The 21426-nt window shown below is 57.6% G+C and carries 24 protein-coding genes; 12 read left to right on the plus strand and 12 right to left on the minus strand.

Annotated elements, in window-relative coordinates:
- Positions 1-53: 53 nt before the first annotated feature.
- The 7 genes from ACR0AM_RS00935 to ACR0AM_RS00965 all read left to right on the plus strand — a co-directional run bounded on the left by ACR0AM_RS00935 (position 54) and on the right by ACR0AM_RS00965 (position 6543).
- Positions 54-536, plus strand: coding sequence for a cytochrome b (locus ACR0AM_RS00935; RefSeq protein WP_480621889.1), 483 nt, complete (start codon positions 54-56; stop codon positions 534-536).
- Between the two features lie 77 nt (positions 537-613).
- Positions 614-1063 (plus strand): paraquat-inducible protein A, encoded by a 450-nt coding sequence (locus tag ACR0AM_RS00940; RefSeq protein WP_480473128.1) that lies wholly within the window; start codon positions 614-616, stop codon positions 1061-1063.
- A 77-nt stretch (positions 1064-1140) separates the two neighbouring features.
- Positions 1141-2502 carry a DNA repair protein RadA gene (gene radA, locus ACR0AM_RS00945; RefSeq protein ID WP_480621890.1) on the plus strand — a complete coding sequence of 454 codons (1362 nt, stop codon included), beginning with the start codon at positions 1141-1143 and terminating at the stop codon, positions 2500-2502.
- A gap of 40 nt (positions 2503-2542) precedes the next feature.
- Positions 2543-3136, plus strand: a complete 594-nt coding sequence (locus ACR0AM_RS00950) for a CvpA family protein (protein WP_267364181.1) — start codon at positions 2543-2545, stop codon at positions 3134-3136.
- Between the two features lie 650 nt (positions 3137-3786).
- Positions 3787-5310 carry an amidophosphoribosyltransferase gene (gene purF, locus ACR0AM_RS00955; protein ID WP_480493046.1) on the plus strand — a complete coding sequence of 508 codons (1524 nt, stop codon included), beginning with the start codon at positions 3787-3789 and terminating at the stop codon, positions 5308-5310.
- Between the two features lie 297 nt (positions 5311-5607).
- A complete protein-coding gene (locus ACR0AM_RS00960) occupies positions 5608-5856 on the plus strand; it encodes a hypothetical protein (protein WP_480473134.1) in 249 nt (82 codons plus the stop codon).
- 42 nt (positions 5857-5898) lie between these two features.
- A complete protein-coding gene (locus ACR0AM_RS00965) occupies positions 5899-6543 on the plus strand; it encodes an SDR family NAD(P)-dependent oxidoreductase (protein WP_480621891.1) in 645 nt (214 codons plus the stop codon).
- A gap of 60 nt (positions 6544-6603) precedes the next feature.
- On the opposite strand, the gene ACR0AM_RS00970 is transcribed toward ACR0AM_RS00965, so the two are convergent.
- The 4 genes from ACR0AM_RS00970 to ACR0AM_RS00985 form a co-directional block, all read right to left on the minus strand.
- Complete coding sequence (locus ACR0AM_RS00970) at positions 6604-7446, minus strand: ATP-binding protein (protein ID WP_480553704.1); 843 nt, start codon at positions 7444-7446, stop codon at positions 6604-6606.
- A gap of 117 nt (positions 7447-7563) precedes the next feature.
- Entirely contained in the window at positions 7564-8442 is an 879-nt protein-coding gene (tatC, locus tag ACR0AM_RS00975) for a twin-arginine translocase subunit TatC (RefSeq protein ID WP_480621892.1), read from the minus strand.
- Entirely contained in the window at positions 8439-8897 is a 459-nt protein-coding gene (gene tatB / locus ACR0AM_RS00980; protein ID WP_267364187.1) for a Sec-independent protein translocase protein TatB, read from the minus strand. Before tatB ends, tatC begins: the two co-directional genes overlap by 4 nt.
- Positions 8898-8903: 6 nt before the next feature.
- Positions 8904-9119, minus strand: a complete 216-nt coding sequence (locus tag ACR0AM_RS00985) for a twin-arginine translocase TatA/TatE family subunit (RefSeq protein ID WP_480473142.1) — start codon at positions 9117-9119, stop codon at positions 8904-8906.
- 222 nt (positions 9120-9341) lie between these two features.
- On the opposite strand from ACR0AM_RS00985, the gene ACR0AM_RS00990 reads away from it, so the two are divergent.
- Together ACR0AM_RS00990 and ACR0AM_RS00995 are read left to right on the plus strand one after the other, a co-directional pair.
- Positions 9342-9647, plus strand: a complete 306-nt coding sequence (locus tag ACR0AM_RS00990; RefSeq protein ID WP_480621893.1) for a hypothetical protein — start codon at positions 9342-9344, stop codon at positions 9645-9647.
- A 21-nt stretch (positions 9648-9668) separates the two neighbouring features.
- Positions 9669-10340: a helix-turn-helix transcriptional regulator gene (locus ACR0AM_RS00995; protein WP_480621894.1), complete on the plus strand. Its 672-nt coding sequence runs from the start codon at positions 9669-9671 to the stop codon at positions 10338-10340.
- A gap of 61 nt (positions 10341-10401) precedes the next feature.
- Here the strand turns inward: ACR0AM_RS00995 and ACR0AM_RS01000 are convergent, their stop codons facing one another.
- The 8 genes from ACR0AM_RS01000 to ACR0AM_RS01035 form a co-directional block, all read right to left on the minus strand.
- The gene (locus ACR0AM_RS01000; RefSeq protein ID WP_480493043.1) at positions 10402-11574 is read right to left on the minus strand and encodes a peptidoglycan DD-metalloendopeptidase family protein; all 1173 of its coding nucleotides are present in this window, start codon (positions 11572-11574) and stop codon (positions 10402-10404) included.
- Between the two features lie 62 nt (positions 11575-11636).
- Positions 11637-12287: a protein-L-isoaspartate(D-aspartate) O-methyltransferase gene (locus ACR0AM_RS01005; RefSeq protein WP_480473148.1), complete on the minus strand. Its 651-nt coding sequence runs from the start codon at positions 12285-12287 to the stop codon at positions 11637-11639.
- Positions 12284-13066 (minus strand): 5'/3'-nucleotidase SurE, encoded by a 783-nt coding sequence (gene surE, locus ACR0AM_RS01010; protein ID WP_480473150.1) that lies wholly within the window; start codon positions 13064-13066, stop codon positions 12284-12286. Before surE ends, ACR0AM_RS01005 begins: the two co-directional genes overlap by 4 nt.
- Positions 13067-13180: 114 nt before the next feature.
- A complete protein-coding gene (locus ACR0AM_RS01015) occupies positions 13181-14248 on the minus strand; it encodes an ABC transporter ATP-binding protein (protein WP_480622074.1) in 1068 nt (355 codons plus the stop codon).
- A 107-nt stretch (positions 14249-14355) separates the two neighbouring features.
- On the minus strand, positions 14356-15405 hold the full coding sequence (locus ACR0AM_RS01020; protein ID WP_480621895.1) for a methyltransferase domain-containing protein: 1050 nt from the start codon (positions 15403-15405) through the stop codon (positions 14356-14358).
- Positions 15406-15511: 106 nt separating this feature from the next.
- Positions 15512-16624: a hypothetical protein gene (locus ACR0AM_RS01025; RefSeq protein WP_480621896.1), complete on the minus strand. Its 1113-nt coding sequence runs from the start codon at positions 16622-16624 to the stop codon at positions 15512-15514.
- A gap of 2 nt (positions 16625-16626) precedes the next feature.
- Positions 16627-17406, minus strand: coding sequence for an SDR family oxidoreductase (locus ACR0AM_RS01030; RefSeq protein WP_480480613.1), 780 nt, complete (start codon positions 17404-17406; stop codon positions 16627-16629).
- 72 nt (positions 17407-17478) lie between these two features.
- The gene (locus ACR0AM_RS01035) at positions 17479-17841 is read right to left on the minus strand and encodes a SnoaL-like domain-containing protein (RefSeq protein WP_480517297.1); all 363 of its coding nucleotides are present in this window, start codon (positions 17839-17841) and stop codon (positions 17479-17481) included.
- A gap of 109 nt (positions 17842-17950) precedes the next feature.
- On the opposite strand from ACR0AM_RS01035, the gene ACR0AM_RS01040 reads away from it, so the two are divergent.
- Genes ACR0AM_RS01040 through ACR0AM_RS01050 form a run of 3 tightly spaced genes read left to right on the plus strand, consistent with a single transcriptional unit; the run spans position 17951 to position 21274 of the window.
- Positions 17951-19555 carry a peptide chain release factor 3 gene (locus tag ACR0AM_RS01040; RefSeq protein WP_480517299.1) on the plus strand — a complete coding sequence of 535 codons (1605 nt, stop codon included), beginning with the start codon at positions 17951-17953 and terminating at the stop codon, positions 19553-19555.
- A 49-nt stretch (positions 19556-19604) separates the two neighbouring features.
- Positions 19605-20348, plus strand: a complete 744-nt coding sequence (locus tag ACR0AM_RS01045) for a hypothetical protein (RefSeq protein ID WP_480517301.1) — start codon at positions 19605-19607, stop codon at positions 20346-20348.
- Entirely contained in the window at positions 20345-21274 is a 930-nt protein-coding gene (locus tag ACR0AM_RS01050) for a glycosyltransferase family 2 protein (protein ID WP_480621897.1), read from the plus strand. Before ACR0AM_RS01045 ends, ACR0AM_RS01050 begins: the two co-directional genes overlap by 4 nt.
- Positions 21275-21426: the final 152 nt, after the last annotated feature.

The following is a 21426-nucleotide window of genomic DNA, read 5'->3' on the forward strand; positions in this document are numbered from 1 at the left end:
CTGACAGTTTCGCGTTAAACCAGAGCAACGTTAAAGTTTGTCGGAGCTTCCCCATGCCCACTTCGTATTCTCGCGCGCAAATCGCCCTTCACTGGGTCATTTTCGTTCTGATCGCAATTCAGTTTCTCTTTCACGAGCCGATGTCTGATGCCTGGGATCAATTCGAACGCGGATTGCCTATCTCTATTCAAGCACCAGTTGCTCTCCATGTGCTCGGAGGGTTGCTTGTCCTTGCACTCGCGATTTGGCGGATTGCATTGCGCCTGACCCGCGGCGCGCCACCGCTTCCGGATAAAGAAACAGCCGCGATGAAGCTCGCCGCGCATGTCACGCACTTCTCACTCTATGCGTTGATGGTATTGGTGCCCGCCTCAGGTGCCCTGGCCTGGTTTGGTGGGATAGCAGCGTCCGCCGAAGTGCATGAGATCCTGAAAACGCTAATGCTTGTTCTGATTGTCTTGCATTTCCTGGCCGCCTTGTTCCATCAGTTCATTCTCAAAACCAATCTGATGGCTCGTATGAAGCGCGCAAGATAAACTACTGAACAAGCATCCTTGAACCCACGATCCAACACCGTAATGTCAGGCGGTCAAACATAATAGCGTTGGCCGCCATGATATTGCGTTTCGCAACCCTGTCACTTTTGGTTTTCTACCCCATCGCGTGGTTCGCCCCGCTGATGCGCGCAGGGTTTCTGCCGATCTTTGGCCTCAGCGAAATCAGCGTCATCACCGGCCTCCAGTCCCTGTGGAAATCTGACGTCTTCCTTGCGCTGATCGTCACCATTTTCGCCCTTTTCGCCCCCTACATCAAAACCATCGGCACGGCGCTGATCCAATGGAACCTGCTTGATGCCCGTGTGCAGCCTGCGCTCAACATCCTCGGCAAGCTGGCGATGGCCGACATATTCCTGATCGCGCTATACATCACGCTGGCCAAAGGCATCTCTTACGCCACTGTTGAGACCGCATGGGGTCTTTACCTTTTCACCGCCTGCATCCTTGCCTCCATCGCTTTGGGCATTCTCACTGAACGCCACAACAAAACCATCGCCCGGAGATAGAGTGCGGTGTACCGCTGACGACGAGGAAAGCCCTGCAAGGGCTTGAAGAACCGCCCGTCCTCGGGCACCAAGGCGTCATGGCAAAACCAACCTTCTCCTGCTCCGCCTGCGGCGCATCCCATTCCCGCTGGTCGGGTCGCTGCGACGGGTGCGGCGAGTGGAACTCGATCATACAGGACGTACCGCTGTCGGCAGGCCCAGCCAAGAAATCGCTGGGCTCGAAACGCGGGCGGTCGATGAAGCTCACCGACCTGTCGACCGAGGAAACCCCGCCGCCCCGCACGCTCTGCGGAGTGGAAGAGCTGGACCGGGTGCTCGGCGGCGGGCTTGTTCCTGCATCTGCCCTGTTGGTGGGCGGCGACCCCGGCATCGGTAAATCCACCCTGTTACTTCAAGCTGCTGCCCGATTTGCCCGTGCCGGCGTCAAGACGATCTATATCTCGGGCGAAGAAGCCAGTGCTCAGGTTCGCATGCGGGCGCGCCGCCTTGGGCTGGAGAACGCGCCGGTGCAACTTGCAGCCGAAACCAACCTACGCGACATTCTCACCACGCTTGAAGCCGAAAAACCCGGTCTGGCGATCATCGACTCGATCCAGACCATGTGGGCCGACAATGTCGACAGCGCGCCGGGGTCCGTGTCGCAAGTCCGGGCGGCTGCTCATGAATTGACCGCCTTTGCGAAACGGCATGGCGTGTCGATCATCATGGTCGGACACGTGACCAAGGATGGCCAGATTGCGGGCCCCCGTGTTGTCGAACACATGGTCGATACGGTTCTGTATTTCGAGGGCGAACGCGGCCATCAGTTTCGTATTTTGCGGGCGGTCAAGAACCGCTTTGGTCCCGCCGACGAAATTGGCGTGTTCGAGATGACGGGCAAAGGGCTCGCGCAGGTCACCAACCCCTCGGCCTTGTTCCTGTCGGAACGCGGTACGCCCAGCCCAGGCTCTGCCGTCTTTGCCGGGATTGAGGGCACACGGCCCGTTCTGGTCGAATTGCAGGCCCTTGTCGCCCCGTCCCCCCATTCACAGCCGCGCCGGACAGTGGTGGGATGGGACAGCGGGCGGTTGGCGATGATCCTTGCCGTTCTTGAAGCGCGTTGCGGCATTCCTTTTGCGGGTCTCGACGTCTATCTGAACGTGGCCGGTGGGTTGAAAGTCAGTGAACCCGCCGCCGATCTGGCCGTGGCTGCTGCATTGCTGAGCGCACGCGAAGACACAGCCCTGCCCGCAGACACCGTCGTTTTCGGGGAAATCTCGCTGTCAGGGGCACTTAGACCGGCTCCGCAGACAGAAAACAGGTTGAAAGAAGCACAAAAACTTGGTTTCACAGCGGCAATAGCTCCGGCAGGTGGCAAAACCGGTACTGTGGCAGGTCTGACACTCACCCGACCCTCTGATTTGGTGGGGTTTGTTGGCGAAACCTTCGGAGCAGGTTAAAGTCGCGCCTTGAGGGGCAGAAAAAGAACAGGCGAGGGCCATGGAAGGTTTTACAATAATCGACGGGGTAGTTGCCCTGATCATCGTGCTGTCAGGCTTGCTGGCCTACTCGCGTGGTTTCATGCGCGAAGTTCTGGCCATCGCGGGTTGGGTTGCGGCGGCCGTTCTGGCGTTCATCTTCGCCCCGCAGGCTGTACCTCTGGTCAAGGAAATCCCGGTCGTCGGAGATTTCTTGCGTGACAGTTGTGAATTGTCTGTGATCACCGGGTTTGCAGCGGTCTTTGCGGTGGCGCTGATCGTGGTCAGTATCTTCACACCGCTGTTTTCATCGCTGGTTCAGCGTTCGGCCCTTGGCGGCCTGGATCAGGCTTTGGGGCTGTTCTTCGGCATCGCTCGTGGCATCCTTCTGGTTGCGATTGCATTCTTCGTTTACGACACCGTCATGACCGGCCAGTCTTACACAATTGTTGATGAAAGCCGGTCGGCCAAGGTGTTTGAACAGTTCAGCGGCCAGATTGAGGAACAAAACCCCGAGGCGGCTTTGGGCTGGGTTACGACTCAGTATGAACAGCTGGTCGCCAGTTGCACGGCAGGAAACGCTGAACCGGCAACAACTGCGCCTTCCAACGGCTGATAGGCAGTTCACCAATTCATGAAAGCCCGGCGCTGCCGGGCTTTTTTGTTGCAGATCAGACAAACCCCTCTCCACCGCACACGGTGCAGCGGATTGTTTTCAAGCCAAAGCATCCGTCACATCGACTGAAAACCGGTTTTCCAAAGATATCTCTGCTTTTGGCGACCTCGCCTGCTCCGTTACAGATCTGGCACGACGCGCGCCCCAATCCCCTGCACCGATGGCACCGCTGCCTGATCCGTTCCTGGTTCTTGTGAGGAGGTTTATGTTGCCACATTCAGGTCCCCCCGAGGTGCTGAGATTTAGCAGTTATGTATGCAATCAAATGCATGACAGCACATATGTTTGCGCATGTCACCATCTTCGTTTTTCTACATCGACATGCGCAAACTTGGCCTGCGGCATTTGGCTATTGTGATCCTTTGATGACAGCCACGCCAATAGGCATTATGTGGGGGCCAACCCGCCACGGAATCGGAGCCACCGATCTTGTACTTTCTGTATGAATGCGCGCTGATCGCAGTGATGGTCGCCCTAACGGCGTCTTGTTCCTGCGTAGTGAACATTTCCGCGCTGAAGATGCAGAAAGTCCGGTGCCGAACTGCGGTCAATCCTCGAATGAAATCGTCATAGAAGTTGGAGCCCCTTGAATGTGTGGGATTTTAGGAATCGCAAGCCGGACACATGATGTCTTTGCTGAGATCTATGACGGGTTGCTGATGTTGCAGCACCGGGGTCAGGATGCCTCCGGGATCGTGACCTACAACGGCGAATTCTTCCGGGAAAAGAAAGCCAATGGGTTGGTCAAGGACGTTTTCAACGCCCAGGATGCTGAAACCCTTCTGGGTCATATCGGCATGGGTCATGTTCGTTATCCCACGGCCGGATCACTCAGCGCGGCCGAAGCGCAACCTTTCTTCGTGAACGCACCCTACGGTATCTATCTTGTTCACAACGGCAACATCACCAACACAGCGGAACAGCGCGAGAAAGTGACCGGGAAATATAGTCGCCACCTGCGCACCACATCGGATTCGGAAATCCTGCTGAACGTGCTGGCCGACAAAGTGGCTGACGCCATCAAGGTGAACGGCAATTCGGATCCGATCCGAAACATCTTTGCCGGTGTGAAGATGACGATGGAGCGGGTTCAAGGTGCCTACTCGGTAATCTGTCTGGTGGCTGGTGTTGGCATGCTGGCGTTCCGCGACCCATATGGCATTCGGCCCCTGTCGGTCGCAAAGCGCAATGTCGACGGTCAGGGGGACGATTATGCCTTTGCTTCGGAAGACGTGGCCTTTGGCATCAACAGTTTTGAGAAGCTGCGCGATCTGCGCCCGGGCGAGGCCATCCTGATCGACCTGAAAGGCAACATGCACGAGTTTCAGGCGGTCGAAGGCAAGCTGACGCCCTGTATCTTCGAGTATGTGTATCTGGCACGTCCGGATTCACTGCTGGACGGAGTCTCGGTTTATAAAACCCAGATGCGCATGGGACAGACGCTGGCGAAACAAATTCAGGACTCGGGCCTGGAAATCGACCGGATCATTCCCGTACCCGACAGCGCCCGCCCCGTGGCACTGGAAGCGGCTAAAATCACCGGCATCCCCTATCGCGAGGGGTTGGTGAAGAACCGCTATGTCGGGCGTACCTTCATCATGCCGGGTCAGGCCGAGCGACAGAAATCCGTGCGCCGCAAGCTGAATGCCGTTCCGCTGGAATTCGAAGGTCACAGCGTTCTGTTGATCGACGATTCCATCGTGCGGGGCAACACCATCAAAAAGATCGTTCAGATGTGCCGCGACGCTGGGGCAAAGAAGGTTTATGTGGCCAGCGCTTCGCCGCCGGTCAAATACCCCAATGTGTATGGCATCGACATGCCGACCAAGGCCGAGCTGATCGCAAATGGCAAAGAGATCGAAGAGATCCGTGAAGAGCTGGGCGCCGATGCGCTGTTCTATCAGCATTTGGAGGACCTGATCTGGGCCGCCCAGGAAGGCAACCCGGACATCCAAGGATTTGATTGTTCCTGCTTTGACGGCAATTACATTACCGGCAGCGTCAGCGCGGATTACTTGGACAGTCTGGAAAACAGCAGCCGTGTCAGCCAGAAACGCGCGGATATGCAGGTTCCGGGCGGGTCCTGGAATGCGGCCAAACTCGCCTCAGGCTGAAAGACCCCACCCATTTATGGCACGCTTGGATTCTGTTCAAACAACGAATCAAACCGTTCGACATACAGATAGGACAGCCCTGTTAAATATGGCTCGCATCTAAACTGTTCCGCCGATGAGTGGAAATCTGCCACAACCCGGCGGTGAATCTTGCACGATCACAAGGGCTAACAAAAGGGTCGCTACGTCGTGAAGCGTTGTGTCTGTGAGGGTCTTTTGCTTACCTGATCGTTTTGTTATCGGGCGGCAACCACTCACACAAATAAGGGGTTCGGAACTCACGCCGGGCCACGGACCATGTCAAACACCAATGTCAAAAGCGCGGCCACGCAGCAGGGCGCGTTAAACAAGAACTCCGTTTCTGTCCTGGGAGTGTTCGGGCCCAAAACCGATCTGCACGCCTTGGTACGCCTGTCATCGGGCCGCGTGAAAGAGGTTGAACCCGGAAGCCGTGTCGCCTCGGGCATGGTAGTTGCAATTGATGAACAGGGAATCATGCTGCGACAAAGCGGCCAGACCAAGCGGATCGCCATTCCCGGCAGCTAATCGCGACTTGACGCCCCTCGCGCAGGGGTTCAAACCGCAGCCATGACCGATCAGACAAAAATCGCCCTTATCACCGGGGCCTCTCGCGGGTTGGGCGCTGCGCTGGCCGAAGCGTTGGCACCTGAATACCATATCGTCGCCGTCGCCCGGACCACCGGCGGGCTGGAAGAGCTGGACGACCGTATCAAGGCGAAGGGCGGGTCAGCCACTCTGGCCCCCATGGACATCACCGATCCAAACGCCATGGCGACCCTGTGTCGTGGCATCCATGACCGTTGGGGTAAGGTCGACCTGTGGATGCACACAGCCATCCACACATCAGCACTGACGCCGGTGCATTTTGTTGACCCCAAGGAATGGTCCAAGGCGATCAACACAAATGCAAACGCGACCTCGGTTCTGATTCCCTATGTCTCACCCCTTCTGGGCGAGAGTGGCCATGCGGTGTTTTTTGACGATCCGAAGGCTGGCGAGAAGTTTTATGGCATCTACGGTGCCACCAAGGCCGCGCAGATGGCTCTGGCCCGCAGCTGGGCCGTCGAGACTGAACGCACCGGTCCGCGGGTTTCGGTTGTCGAACCCGCGCCGATGCCCACGGCCGTCCGCGCGCGGTTTCATCCCGGGGAAGACCGGAGCGTTCTGAACAGCACCAAGGATGAAGCTGCGCGGATTCTGGCACTGCTTTAGGAAATGGCCCTGGCGGGCCATGCCTCTGGCGGTGATATTTGCAGCCAGGTGAAGCCGGGATCAGGCGATATGCACGCCGTTGCGCCCGGCCAGATCGACGAAGAATTGCCATGCGACACGGCCAGAGCGCGACCCGCGCGTGGCTTGCCACTCAATTGCCTCGGCGCGCAGGGTCTGTGCATCAACGGAAACGCCATAGGCGGCGCAATAGCGGTCGATCATCGCCAGATACTCGTCCTGATCGCAGGGATGGAACCCAAGCCACAGGCCGAAGCGATCCGACAGCGAGACTTTTTCTTCGACCGCCTCGGAAGGATTGATGGCGCTGGACCGTTCGTTTTCGATCATATCCCGCGGCATCAGATGGCGGCGGTTCGAAGTGGCGTAGAAGACCACATTTTCCGGCCTGCCTTCAATGCCGCCATCCAGAACAGCCTTGAGAGATTTATAATGCTGGTCATCGTGGCTGAACGACAGGTCATCGCAAAACAGTATGAACCTGTAGGGTGCTGCGCGCAGATGGTTCAGCAACCGTGCGACCGTTCCCATATCCTCGCGCTGCAATTCGACCAGCTTTAGATCGGCGTAATCAGCGCTCAGTGAGCCGTGCACGGCCTTTACAAGGCTCGACTTTCCCATCCCCCGCGCCCCCCAGAGCAGCGCATTATTTGCCTTGTACCCTGCTGCAAACCGGCGCGTATTGTCCATCAACGTGTCGCGAGAGCGATTGATGCCGACCAGAAGATCCAGATCGACCCGGTTGACTTGCGTAACAGGTTCCAGTCGTTCCGGTTCGACATGCCACACAAATGCTGGAGCAACGGCAAAATCAGGCGCCACCAAAGGAGCCGGTGCCATGCGTTCCAACGCCTCGGCGATACGGTTCAGGGCTTGGTCATCCATGTGGGCCTCCGGTTTTGTCTTGAGGGGTTCAAAGCACGTTCCAATTGGCACAACAAGAGTTTCCAATGAAAAAGGCGCGCCATTGGATGGCGCGCCCTTTTGGTTTCGTCGGCAGACTTACTTGTCGTCTTCGAACTCCTGCATCAGGTCATCATCCGCTTCCGCTTCATCATCGTGGTAACCGTCAGCGCGCAACTGGTCCTCGCGTTTCTTTTCAACTCGCGCGACCAGGAAGATCGAAATCTCGTACAGACCGTACACCACCACAAACAGTATGATCTGCGTAATGACATCCGGTGGTGTGACGACTGCGGCCAGAACCAGAATGCCGACCACCGCATATTTCCGAACAGCGCCCAGCCCCTCGGCACTGACCAGTCCTGCCTTCCCCATAAGGGTCAGGAGAACCGGCAACTGGAAACATAATCCAAAGGCAACGATGAATTTGATCGTCAGGTTCAGATATTCCTGGGCTGAGCCTTGAAACACCACACTCAGCGGTGCCGCGCTGACCCCATCGGCCACGGCTTCACCCTCAGCCCCGAATTGCTGGAACCCGAGGAAAAAGTCATAGGCCAGAGGCGTGACAACGTAGAAGGCAAAGCTTGCGCCCAGAAGGAACATAAAGGGCGAAGCAAGCATGAATGGCAGGAACGCGTTTTTCTCGGACTTGTAGAGGCCCGGCGCCACAAAGCGCCACATCTGCATCCCGATATAGGGAAATGCCAGAATGAACCCACCCAAGAGGGAAACCTTGATTGCAACAAAAAACCCTTCCTGTGGCGAGATGAAGATCAGGCCACAATCCTGCCCGCGCTCGGCCAGAACGTCACACAGGGGATTGGTCAGGAAATTGAAGATCGGCGTCGCCACCGAAAAACAGATGATCATACCGATCAGAAACGCCACAACGCTGTGGATCAGCCGTGTGCGCAGTTCGGCCAGATGTTCGATCAACGGGGCCGAAGAATCGTCAATCTCGTCGGTTTTGCTCATGTCTTGCTTTCAGTGTTCAGCGCGGCTTCGGCCTCTTCTGCCTTGGCCAGCGCATCGGCTGCTTCTTTGGCTTTGCGCTCGGCGGTCGCACGGGCGGCTGACGCCTGAACTTTTTTGGCCTGCTCGGCCCGCTCGGCCGCCAGTTTCCCTGTTTCGCTGTCAGGATCGAACTTTGTGGGATCGATGCTTTTCGCCATCTCCTGCGCGGCTTGCTTGACACCGTCCATGGCCGATCCCACAGGGTTCACGGCAGCGTTGAGACCTTTCTTGATCTCATTCACCCCTGCCTGATCGGCGGCTTCGTTCATGGCGCTGCTGAACTCGCGCGCCATTCCGCGCGCCTTGCCGACAAAACGCCCAACATTGCGGAACAGCACCGGCAGGTCCTTTGGCCCCACAACGATCAGGGCAACGATGCCGATGACCAGAAGCTCGGTCCAGCCCAGATCAAACATCTGCGCTTACGCCTTGTCTTTCTCGGCTTCAGGTGTGACGTCCTTGGCCAGTTCAGAAGCGTCCTTTTCCAGCTCTTCCGAACCGTCCTTCACACCCTTCTTGAACGCAGTGATACCTTTGCCGACTTCACCCATCAGCGAACTGATCTTGCCGCGCCCAAACAGAACCAGAACCACAACGGCGATCAGCAGCAGGCCAGGAAGGCCGATATTGTTGAGCATGTCTTTTCTCCTTTTTCGTCGGCACGTTTGCGCGCCGGGAACATGATCTGACTCAGTCTTTACGCTTCGATTGCTGGTCTCAAAAGGGATCTGTTCCGATTTGCCGGCGAAAATTGTAGCAATCGCGTGAAATCTAAGGGGTCGCAATTCTCAACTGACAGGTTTATGTCAGTTGGTATCCGTTAGGGATTTGGCATCGAAACAAGGTCAATGGAGAATTAAATGACCCACGTTGCTGAAATCGTCACCTTCACCCTGGCCAATGGCACCACGCCGGAAGAGTTCGTGAAAATCAGTCAGGCCTCTGAGGCCTTTGTGCGCAGCGCGCCGGGATTTGCCCATCGGCAGCTTAGCCAGGGCGAAGATGGTCGCTGGACCGATTATGTTGTCTGGACCGATTTGAAGGCGGCACAGGACGCAGCCGCACAGTTTCCTCAACAGGAATGTGCAGCAGGCATGATGGCGGTCATCAATCCGGATAGCATCCAGATGCGACACGAGAAAGTACTATGGAACATGACTGCCTAAACGCGGTCAGAACGGCGTGTCATGCGCCGCACTGACCGCCTGTTCGGTATCATCCAGATCCTGCGCGACGGAAAACTGCACCGCGCGCAGGACATTGCGGACCGGCTTGAGGTGTCGGTTCGCACCATCTATCGCGACATGGATACGCTTGTTGCCTCGGGCGTTCCGGTCGAGGGCGAGCGCGGTGTCGGCTACATGGTGCGCGAGCAGATCACCCTGCCCCCGTTGAACCTGACCACAGCCGAGCTTGAGGCGCTGAATCTTGGCATGGCCATCGTGGCCGAGGCCGCGGATACTGACCTGAAGGCTGCCGCACAATCGCTTGCCGACAAGATCGACGCTGTTTTGCCAACGCGGGTCGTGGCCGAGGCGGACAGCTGGAAATTCGCGGTCTACCCATTTGCCGATGCCGCAAGGGGCCTTGCCCATATGGCCCCGATCCGTGCAGCCATCAAATCACGTCAGAAACTTCACCTGTCCTATCGCCGCATTGACGGCGTTTTGACCGAACGCACCATCCGCCCGCTCCATATGGAATACTGGGGGCGGGTCTGGACCCTTACCGCCTGGTGCGAGCTGCGCAACGGATTTCGTGTTTTTCGCATCGACCTGATCGAAGCAGTTTCACCCCTTCCGGAAATCTTCGCCGACGAACCCGGAAAACGCCTGAGCGACTATGACCCGTACGCCTGACAGGCTTCATATTTTCAGAAATACTCTCGCCGAAGGCAGGCCCGGTACGGGCCATCCAGCCTCACTTCAGATAGGGTTCCGGGTCCACGGACTCGAATCCTTTGCGGACTTCGAAATGCACATAGGCATCGTCGCCGCCCCGCAATTGCGCCAGCTTCTGGCCACGGCGTACCTTATCGCCTTTCTTGACAGTGATCTTATCGACATTTGCATAGACAGTCAGAAGATCGTTGTTGTGCTTGACCACAATGATCGGCACCTGATCCGCGTCCGCGGTGATCGCCGCGACCGTACCGGCTTCGGCAGCTGTGACCGACGTACCCGGAGCGGCAGCGATGTCGATGCCCTCATTCTTGCCCTTGTCATAGCCGCGAATGATAGTTCCGCCAACCGGCAGGGACAGCGCGGATGTGCGCGTATTGGTTGGCGCTTCGGCGGTCACGTCGGGGGCCTCGACCAACGGCTCAACTTTCTCGTCCGGCAAGGGCTGCGTGGCGCTGGGTGGCGTCGGCGTCGGTGATCCCTGTCCCGGTTCCGTCACCTCCGTGGCGGGAACGGGCGCGGCACTAGCCGCATTTTGCCGGGGCGCGGGCTGGTTCTTGACCGGAATCAACAAGTATTGACCCTCACGCACGGTAAAATCTGATCCCAACCCGTTCCATTCCGCCAGAGATTCAACCGGCACCTGGTAGAGGCGCGAGATTGTATAGGCCGTCTCACCCCGCTTGACCTTGTGCCTGACCGGCTCCGGCCCAGTTGAAATCGGCGCAGGCGTTGATGCCGGTTTCGCGGGTTCCAGGGTTGTGGTCTGAACCGAACCCGACGCCGGCACTTGGTCAATTGCAGACCCGGCGACCGACGCGATGTCCACGCTGCTTCCAGCACCGACAGTGCGTGGCAGGGCAAGAACCTCACCCTCTCTCAGCGTGTCCGTTGTCTGAAGGCCGTTGAAGCGCGAAAGCTCGCCCTCGGGCAGGCCAACCCGCGCGGCCACGTCCCGCACCGTATCGCCGCGGCGCGCCACGACCACCTGGTAATTCGGATAGGTAATGACGCCCCGGCTGTCCGGTGTCGGGCGGGATGCCGTCGCGGATTGCGCTGCATTGGTGGTCGAAAATCCACCGATCTGCCCACGAAGGTCATAATCCAGAGGTCCCTCGCACCCGGCCAAAATGGCCAGAGCGGCCACCCCGGTCGCACAGCGGCGCATTGCTGATTTGGATACTGCTCTCATAATTCTGTCCTCAACGCCTGCCCCTGTTGCCCGGAGTTCCGGCGACCAATTCTTTAAGCCTATTACGCCTCATCCTTTCCAAGCCCTTCCAGAAGGGGCACGAAACGGACCGACGTTAATTCGTCATAGTCCAGACCATTTTCGGTGCGCGTTACTTTGATCAACTGCTGCACCGCGTCCGACTGGCCCACGGGTAAAACCATAATACCCCCGATTTTCAGCTGCGCCAAGAGCGGGCCCGGAGGATCCTCAGCCGCGGCTGTGACAATGATCCGGTCAAAAGGGGCTTGTTCCGGCAGGCCAAATGACCCGTCAGACAACATCGAAGTGATATTCATCAGGCCCAGATCGGCAAACAGCTTGCTTGTTTCGCTCACCAACCGCCTGTGGCGTTCCACTGTGTAGACCCGGCGGGCCAGTTTGGACAGGATCGCCGCCTGATAACCTGAACCTGTCCCAATCTCGAGCACCGTGTCCCGTGGTCCAACGTTCAGGGCCTGCGTCATCAGACCAACGACCGAGGGTTGACTGATCGTCTGACCGCAGGAAATCGGCAACGGCATGTCCTCGTAAGCGCGCCCTGCGAACAGGCCGGTGACAAAGCGACCGCGGTCCACCTGCTCCATCGCAGCCAGCACGCGCGCATCCGTGACCCCCCGTTTGCGCAGGGCAAACAGGAATTGCATTACGGTTTCAGGGTCCAGTCCGCTCATTCGACCGCCTTCAATGCCTCCAGCATGTCATGCGCAGTCAGGTCAGCGCGCATCGGCGTGACCGAGATATAGCCTTCCAGATTGACGGCCGCATCCGTTCCGGGTGCGGTCGGATTGTGCTGATAGCCACCCTTGATCCACAGGAACCGCCGCCCCGAAGGTGAACTGTGCGGTTCGACCGAAAAACGCGTGTCGCGCCGAAACCCCTGCGCCGCAATCCGCGTGCCCAGAACATCGTCTGCCGGAACCGGTGGGAAATTCACGTTGTAGAACAGCCGGTAATCATCTTGTTCTGCCGGAGTTGCGTCCAGAATCCGGCGCACCAGATCTGCACCATACCGGGCGGCTGCCTCAAACGGGTCGTCAAGGCCCAAGTTTCTGGGGCCAAAATATTGCGACAGGGCAATCGCTGGGACGCCCTGCAATGCCGCTTCCATCGCGCCGCCGATCGTACCGGAATACAACGTGTTTTCAGCCGAGTTATTGCCCCTGTTCACGCCCGATAGAACCAGATCGGGAGGGGTATCCAACATAACGTCGTGAAGCCCTGCCAAAACACAATCCGCAGGTGAACCTTCGGCTGCAAAGCGCCGCTCGCCCAGCTTGGCGACCATCATCGGGTGGGTATAGCTGATGCAATGTCCGACCCCGGACTGTTCAAACGCGGGTGCGACCACCCAGACCTCTCCATCCGGTCCGGCCAGTTCAGCTGCAATCGCCTCAAGCGTGATCAAGCCCGGGGCATTGATCCCGTCGTCATTGGTCAGAAGAATTCGCATGTGCCCGATTTACCCCCGCGTTTGGCTCTTGATAGACCCGGGCCTGCGTTGCGGCAAGCGACGTGGCCCCGCAATCTGAGGTTTTCGCGCACCACTCGGGTGGAAATCGATGGATCAGCGCCTTGTTTCGGGGAAAACGAAGCACTTGTCGCGGCGGATGGTCAGCCACATCACCCGGCCCGGACTGGGCACAAACACGTTTGGAACCGTAGCCCTGAGGATCGAGCCATCATAGTCCATGCGAAACTCTACCAGGCTTTCATTTCCCAGAAATCGCGCGCGTTCGACGACGCCACGGGCCGCAACACCTTCTGTTGGTGTCGGCAATGGCCCCTTGCCGTTGCGGTCAAAGTCCAGCTTGATGTGCTGAGGGCGAAAGACAATCTCGACATCCGTACCATTCGGAATGCCCGGTGCCAGGAACTGACCAAAGGGCGTATCCGCCAATGCGCCATTCACTTGCGCCCGCAAAACGTTGACATCACTGAAAAATGCCACCGCCGCCTTATCCGCGGGACGCGTATAGACGTTATAGGGCGCGCCCTGTTGCACGATCTTGCCACGCCGCATCAGGGCGATCTCGTCGGCCATGCGCATCGCTTCTTCCGGCTCGTGCGTGACCAGCAGTACAGCGGCATCTTCTTCCTTGAGAATGGCCAGCGTTTCGTCACGGATACCATCACGTAAACGGTTATCGAGGCCCGAAAAGGGCTCGTCCATCAGCATGATGCGCGGGCGCGGCGCCAGGGCACGCGCCAACGCCACGCGTTGTTGCTCGCCACCCGATAGTTGATGCGGAAAACCATCGATGAATCGCATCAGGTCGACCTTCTGCAACAACTCCTCGACCCGGGCGCGTTTTTCGTCCTTGCTGCCCTTCAGACCAAAGGCCACATTTTTAGCCACACTCAGATGCGGGAACAGCGCAAAGTCCTGAAACATCAGACCGATCTCGCGCCGTTCCGGAGGCACCCGGAAGACGGTGTCGCAGATCAGCTTGCCATCAACATAAATCTCACCCGAGTCCTGCATTTCGACCCCGGCGATCATGCGCAACGTGGTGGATTTCCCGCAGCCCGACGGCCCCAGCAGACAGGTCACCTTGCCTGCCTGAACGGTCAGTGAAACATCATCCACAACAACCCGGCCTTCAAACCGACGGATAATGTTGCGAATTTCCAGACGCGGTGGAATTGCGTTACCTGTCACCGATGGACCCCGTTACCTTTCCCGATCAAATCCATCGGGCTTGAGCGGGGATAGCAACCCCGCCCCTCAGGTGCAAGGGATCAGCAACACCCGCCAGAAGCGACAGATGCACCCATGGCTTCAAACGGGCTTTCGCCACCACAGCCTTCGAAAATACCATAATGGGTCGAAAAATCGCCGATAAAGTCAAAATGACGGGCAAATCGCGTTTCTTTCAGCATCATCCAGGTATTGCCGCAAACCGGAAACACCTTGCCGGATTCTATAACGTGGTGGTCATCCAGACCAAATTCATGCGGTGCGTTTGGCACGGTTCCCTTATAGATCACGGCTTGCCCATAATCTTCACAAGCCGGTTCCAATGCAGGTAGTTTGAACAGACGGTATGTCGCGGACAGGAACTTCAACGGCGCAACACGCTCTTCCAGTACGGGATTTTCGATCGTCAGCGGACGATGTGTCACGCGGCGCGGGTCGCCGAAACCGGCCGTTCGAGCCATTGACAGGAAATCATTCCAATAAAGCGCGCCGGACAGGCACTCGCCATAAAGAACTTCGTCTTCGGCCATCGCCTGCGGAATACGGCGGTCTGCATAGACATCCGAGAAATACATCTCGCCGCCCTCTTTCAACAACCTATGTGCTCCGCGCAGAACCGCATTCTTATCCGTGGCCAGGTTGATGACACAGTTCGAGACGATGATATCGAACGATCCGGGTTCCAGATCAAGCTCATCCAGTTTTTCTATATAGCCGTGATGGAATTCCACATTGCTGCGGGCATATCCAAATGCCTCGGCGTGATAATCCTGATGCGCGCGGGCGACGTCCAGTTGTTCGGGCGTCATGTCGACACCCACTACCCGGCCCGTCTTACCGACCATGACGGACAAGGCATATACATCCCGCCCGGCCCCACACCCCAGATCTAGGATCGACGTGCCTTCAAGGTCAAGTGGGGCAATCAGACCGCAGCCATAGTAGCGAGTCAGAACGTCGTCATGAATCTTTGAAAGGATCTTTTTGACATGGTCGGGCATGTCGTCAGGCGTGCAGCACGCATTGGTCTGCAAGTCAGCACTGCTTTGCAGGACTTCACCATAATAGTTCTGCACCGATTCATGTTTCATCGCGCTTTTCCCTCGCAAATGGTCATGTACGAGCTAATGCAGCCGCCGGGGGTTCGCAATCCGGGGAAGGCGTTTTTGACGAAAGCGTGAGCGGTCCCGCGCGGTTTTACCCAAGCAGGTCGAAGTCCACGCCTGCACGAATTTTGCCATTCACCTGAACCTCAAGCCGGTGTGCGCCGGGGACCAACTTGAATGTTGTGGCGTCGCCCTTCAACTTGTGGCGTTTTTCCAACGTCAGTTTCCCGTTCTTCAAAGCCGTCTGCTTCAACTTGTGCACCTTGGCTGAGATTTTCCCGCCAGGTCTTTGAAAATGAATAACATAGTCAACCAGAACTGGCAGCTCTCCAACCCCTTTCAAAGTGACTGAAAAGGCCAAAGCGTCACCAATCCGAGCTTCGGAAGTCAGGTTGACCGCGACCTCAATTTCTGCGTCCGGGTCATAGCCTAACATCTTCATCGCTTCAGGATGCCCCGCTTTCACAAGCCCGCGCAGGGTGTGTGACGTCATCCAGTCCAGCTCGTCCAGATTCTGATGCCCCTGGCTGCGCCACGCCTTCAGGCGATCCAATACCAGATCCGGGTCTTTCTTGGTGATGTCATTCAGGTGATTGGATACGGACCGGGTGACATACCGCGTCGAATCCATGTGCAACTTGTCCAGCAATGGCAGCGGGTCCTGCAAACCCAATGCGACCGCCTGCCCCCATGGCAATCGGGGGCGCGTCCCTTCGCTGACCAGCCTGCGCACATGGTAACTGTCATGAGAGCACCAGTCCTGCATCCGCCGCAACACCCGGTCCGGGTCATGGTTCAGGAACGGTCGGATTGCCCATTCCATGGAAAACCTCTGTGTCAGTTCCTCCATCACGTCTAAAGCCAGATCAACATGCTCAAGACCTATGGTCGCTACCCACTCACCGACCGGCGCAAAGATGAAATCGCCAAAATCGTCATCCGTTTTCGTTGGGTCCAAAGGTGCAGGCAAGGCGCGCAGGATCGTCGGGGCAACGGCAGGCAAATCACCGGGCACCGCCTGTTGCAGGCAAGTGGCGATCCAGATGATCCGATCCTTCAGCTCTAACTCCAGCAATCGCGACATGACCGCAGATCGGAATGCCGGAGCATCAAATTCTGCACGAGAACCGGAAAACAAACCGCTGAGATAATTCACTTTCTCAGCGTTGAACATCTGATCTTTCAACGAAAACCCTTGCGCCATGGTCACATCGTCAAATTGGTTGCGCCGCCATCCAGCAGAATGTTCTGACCAACGATGAACCCCGCATGTTGAGAGCACAGGAACGCGCAGGCAGCCCCGAATTCCTGCCGCGTTCCATAGCGTCGTGCAGGAATGGTCGCCGAACGGTTTGCGCGGGCGCCTTCGATCGAGATGCCTTGCTGGGCAGCCACGCCGCTGTCCAGCGCATCCGCGCGATCCGTTGCATGAATGCCGGGCAGCAGGTTGTTGATGGTCACGCCATGCGGTGCAACCTGGCGTGAAGTTCCCGCGACATATCCGGTCAAACCCGTGCGGGCTGCATTCGAAAGCCCCAGCACCGCAATTGGCGCGCGCACGGATTGTGAGGTGACGTTCACCACCCGCCCCCAACCTTTGTCCATCATTCCGGGAAGCAGCGCTTTCATGAACGCAATGGGGGTCAACATATTGGCATCCAGCGCCTTGATGAAATCATCACGCTCCCAGTCCGACCATAAACCCGGCGGCGGTCCACCGGCATTTGTCACAAGAATATCAACGCCCTGCGCCGCTTCGATCACCCGCGCCTGCCCTTCCGCAGTCGTCACGTCACAAGCGACTGTTTGTACCTCGACGCCATGCTCTGACCTGAGGCGTGCCGCCTCGCTCTCCAAAGCGTCCGAACCACGCGCATTCATCACAAGATTTACGCCAGCCTCAGCCAAAGCCTCGGCACAGCCCAAACCCAGCCCTTTGCTACTGGCACAGACCAGCGCGCGCTTTCCTTTTATACCAAGATCCATCGGATCCTCCCTGTCAGTCATTGCCGCATGTCTAGCATCGGCCAGACAGGGAAGACCAGAAATGGCTTGGGATCAGTAGAAGAACTCTTCCCGCACGATCTTGCCATCTGCGACGTGATAGACACCCACTTCACGCATATCGAAGGATTCGCCGGTTTCCTTTACCTTGCCCTGCACTTCAAAAATCACCGCAAAACGGTCTTCGCCGTGTACAAACGGATCGCTGACCGAAGCGCCCGAAACCTCGTGGGCGCCTTCCCACCATTCATGTTTGCCTCGGATCGCATCACGCCCCTGTATTTCGCGCCCCATGCCTGAGTAATCGACCGCTTCAACAGAAACTGCGTCTGACGCATACAATTTCTCAAGATTTTCCTTGGCGCGGTCCTCGCGGCAGCCGGCCACCAACTCGTTGGCAATCTCTTTCAAATCCATTGGTCTTCTCCACAATTTGTTCACTATATGTTCTTATTGCCATAAGCCTGTGATTCGAACCAGCCCCTTTGTCTTGCTTCGGCAGGATTCCCCGCCTATACGCGCGGTCATGCTTGATACCTCGAACCAACCTACCCTGCCGCCCGAGATTGCCCGTCGCCGGACATTCGCCATCATCTCGCACCCGGATGCGGGCAAGACGACGCTGACGGAAAAGTTCCTGCTTTACGGGGGAGCCATTCAGATGGCTGGTCAGGTGCGCGCCAAGGGCGAGGCACGGCGGACACGCTCGGACTTCATGCAGATGGAGAAGGATCGCGGCATCTCGGTCTCGGCCTCGGCAATGTCCTTCGATTACGGGAATTTCCGGTTCAATCTGGTGGACACGCCCGGCCACAGCGATTTCTCGGAAGATACCTACCGCACACTGACGGCCGTGGATGCGGCCGTGATGGTGATCGACGGCGCGAAGGGTGTCGAAAGCCAGACGCAAAAATTGTTCGAGGTCTGCCGCCTGCGCGATCTGCCGATTCTGACCTTTTGCAACAAGATGGACCGAGAAAGCCGCGATACGTTCGAGATCATCGACGAAATTCAAGAGATGCTGGCCATCGACGTCACCCCCGCCGCGTGGCCGATTGGCGTGGGTCGCGATTTTATCGGCTGTTACGACATGCTGCGTGACCGGCTGGAGCTGATGGACCGCGCCGACCGCAACAAGGTGGCCGAGAGCATCGAAATTAACGGGCTTGATGACCCGAAACTGTCGGAACATGTTCCTGCACACCTGCTGGAAAAGCTGCTGGAAGAGGTTGAGATGGCGCGCGAGTTGCTGCCCGCGCTGAACCCGCAGGCGGTGCTTGAAGGGCATATGACCCCGATCTGGTTCGGCTCGGCCATCAACTCGTTCGGCGTCAAGGAACTGATGGAAGGCATCGGCGCATATGGCCCACAGCCGCAGGTGCAATCAGCCGAACCCCGCCAGATCTCGCCGGATGAAAAGAAGGTCGCAGGCTTTGTTTTCAAAGTGCAGGCCAATATGGACCCCAAGCATCGCGACCGGGTGGCATTTGTCCGCATGGCATCAGGCCATTTCAAACGCGGCATGAAACTGACCCATGTGCGGTCGAAGAAACCGATGGCGATTTCAAACCCAGTGCTGTTTCTGGCCTCTGACCGGGAACTGGCTGAAGAGGCCTGGGCCGGAGATATCATCGGCATTCCCAACCACGGCCAGCTGCGCATCGGTGACACGCTGACCGAAGGTGAGGCGCTGCGCGTCACCGGCATCCCCTCTTTCGCACCGGAACTGCTGCAAGGCGTCCGTGCGGGTGACCCGATGAAGGCCAAGCATCTGGAAAAGGCCCTGATGCAGTTTGCCGAAGAAGGCGCGGCAAAGGTGTTCAAACCTTCAATTGGATCAGGCTTTATCGTGGGTGTCGTCGGCGCGCTGCAATTCGAGGTGCTCGCCAGCCGGATCGAGATGGAATACGGCTTGCCTGTGCGTTTCGAGGCGTCTCAGTTCACCTCGGCCCGCTGGGTCAGCGGTGACAAGGCTGAGGTCGAAAAGTTTGTGAATGCAAACAAGCAGCACATCGCGCACGACCATGACGGCGACATTGTCTATCTGACCCGGCTGCAATGGGACATCGACCGGGTGGTTCGGGACTATCCCGCCCTGAATCTGACCGCCACCAAAGAGATGATGGTGTGATCCAACTGACTGATTGCACAGCCGAGTCAGCCTGTGCAATTCTGCGCGCATGAACAAGGATGAACTGACTTTCCCCGGCGGTCTTCCAGACATGCTGGACAGGTATGAAAACCGGCGCAGCCCGTTTCAGTTCGGCACCACCTCTTTGCCTGACCTTGACATTGACCTTATTGAACTGGCCGGTCGAACATTGCCCGAAAGTGCGACTGTGCCCCCGCCGAAGCCCAGTACAAGTTGGGATCGCAAGCGTGCTCAGATTGCGCGGGAATTTGTCGGAAACTCGGAACTTGCCTTCCTGAATGCCCAGTTGATCTCGAACCTGCGAAAGCGGTCCTTCCCGCGTCACGCCCCGCTTCTGTTTTGTCGCCTTTGGGACGAACAGTCGGACCACCTTCTGTCCACGCTTGATTTGCGATGGCTGGTCTCGTCGGTTCAGACCTTTGCGGACCACGGTCAAACTGCAACTCAGCGCGAGGTTGGTCACGCTTTGCGCATGTTGTTCGGCATGATGAAGCTATATGAGTTCGAAAGGCGCTTTTCGGGGCTGACCCCGGAAACACCGTTTCAACACCAGAATTTGAGAAGTGTCCCGCTGCCCTATCAGATGAAAGGGTTTTCCCTTGGAAGTGGCGGACTGGATGTCAATCTGATTGCTCCGGTCTGGACCAAGGCCCTAAGCGATACCACCATCGCGCCGCTGGTCGATCACTTGATGACCGAGCTCAACAGAGATCCCGGCGGTATCTTTCGGCGCCTGAAACGCATGCGCGAAGTGCGCGCGCAGCGCACATGACCACATGGGGTGTCGTGTCGATGGTCAGGGGCCTGACCGAAGATGTCCTTCGGTTCGTGGCCCATCACCTCGATCTGGGCGCCGAGACCATCTATATCTATCTGGATGAGCCGAACCAGCGCACGTTCGAGGCGCTGAAGGCACATCCCGGTGTTTGCGTACAGGTTTGCGATGACGCCTATTGGCAAAAGCTAAAACGCACGCGACCGGAAAAGCACCAGGTTCGCCAATCGGTCAACGCGACATACACCTATCGCGACACGCACCTAGATTGGCTGGCCCATATCGATGTTGACGAGTTTCTGTGGTCGCCGACCCCAATCTCGGATGTGTTGCGCGATATCCCGGACAAGGTTCACGCCGCCCGTGTCCGCCCAATCGAGGCGCTGGCAGGCGGTGAAGACCTGTACAAGGCTCATGTGCCACAAAGCCCGGCCCGTACAGAGTTGATTGAGATGCTTTATCCCAACTATGGGGCTTTCGTCCTTGGCGGGTTCCTCAGCCATGTACAGGGCAAGTTGTTTGTGCGCACGGGATTGAAACGTCTGAGTTTTCGTATCCACAACCTGTTTCAGAACGGGAAATTGCGGCCGTGCAAATACGAGCTTGCACAGGTCGATCTATGCCACCGCCACGCGCCGGACTGGGATCATTGGATCGCACACTATCCGTTCCGCATGGATCGCGGCTCGTATCAGGCTGGTATGGCCCCGAATGCCCCGCGCGAGATGGGCGGGCTGAACAAGAATGAATTGCTCAGCTGGATTGAAAGCGAACACGGCGAGGATGGGCTGCGCGCGTTCTTCAACGAGATGAGCGGCGCTGACCCAGAAGTCCGCGCCCGGCTGGAGCAGAATGGGCTGATCCGCCACCGCGCATTGAATCTGGGCGGGAAACTGGCGAAACACTTTCCCGGAAGCTGCTGAATTGTTGCGCAAAACTCGAACCTGTTTCAATCGAACCAAGATGCTGCGGTCTTCATTTGACCCCGACCCACGTATTTGTTATGTCCGCGTCCAAGCCGATATGCCGCATCACGGGCATGGCCATCCGGGCCCGGCACATCTTATACGCGCGG

Source organism: Ruegeria sp. AD9 (assembly GCF_056542305.1).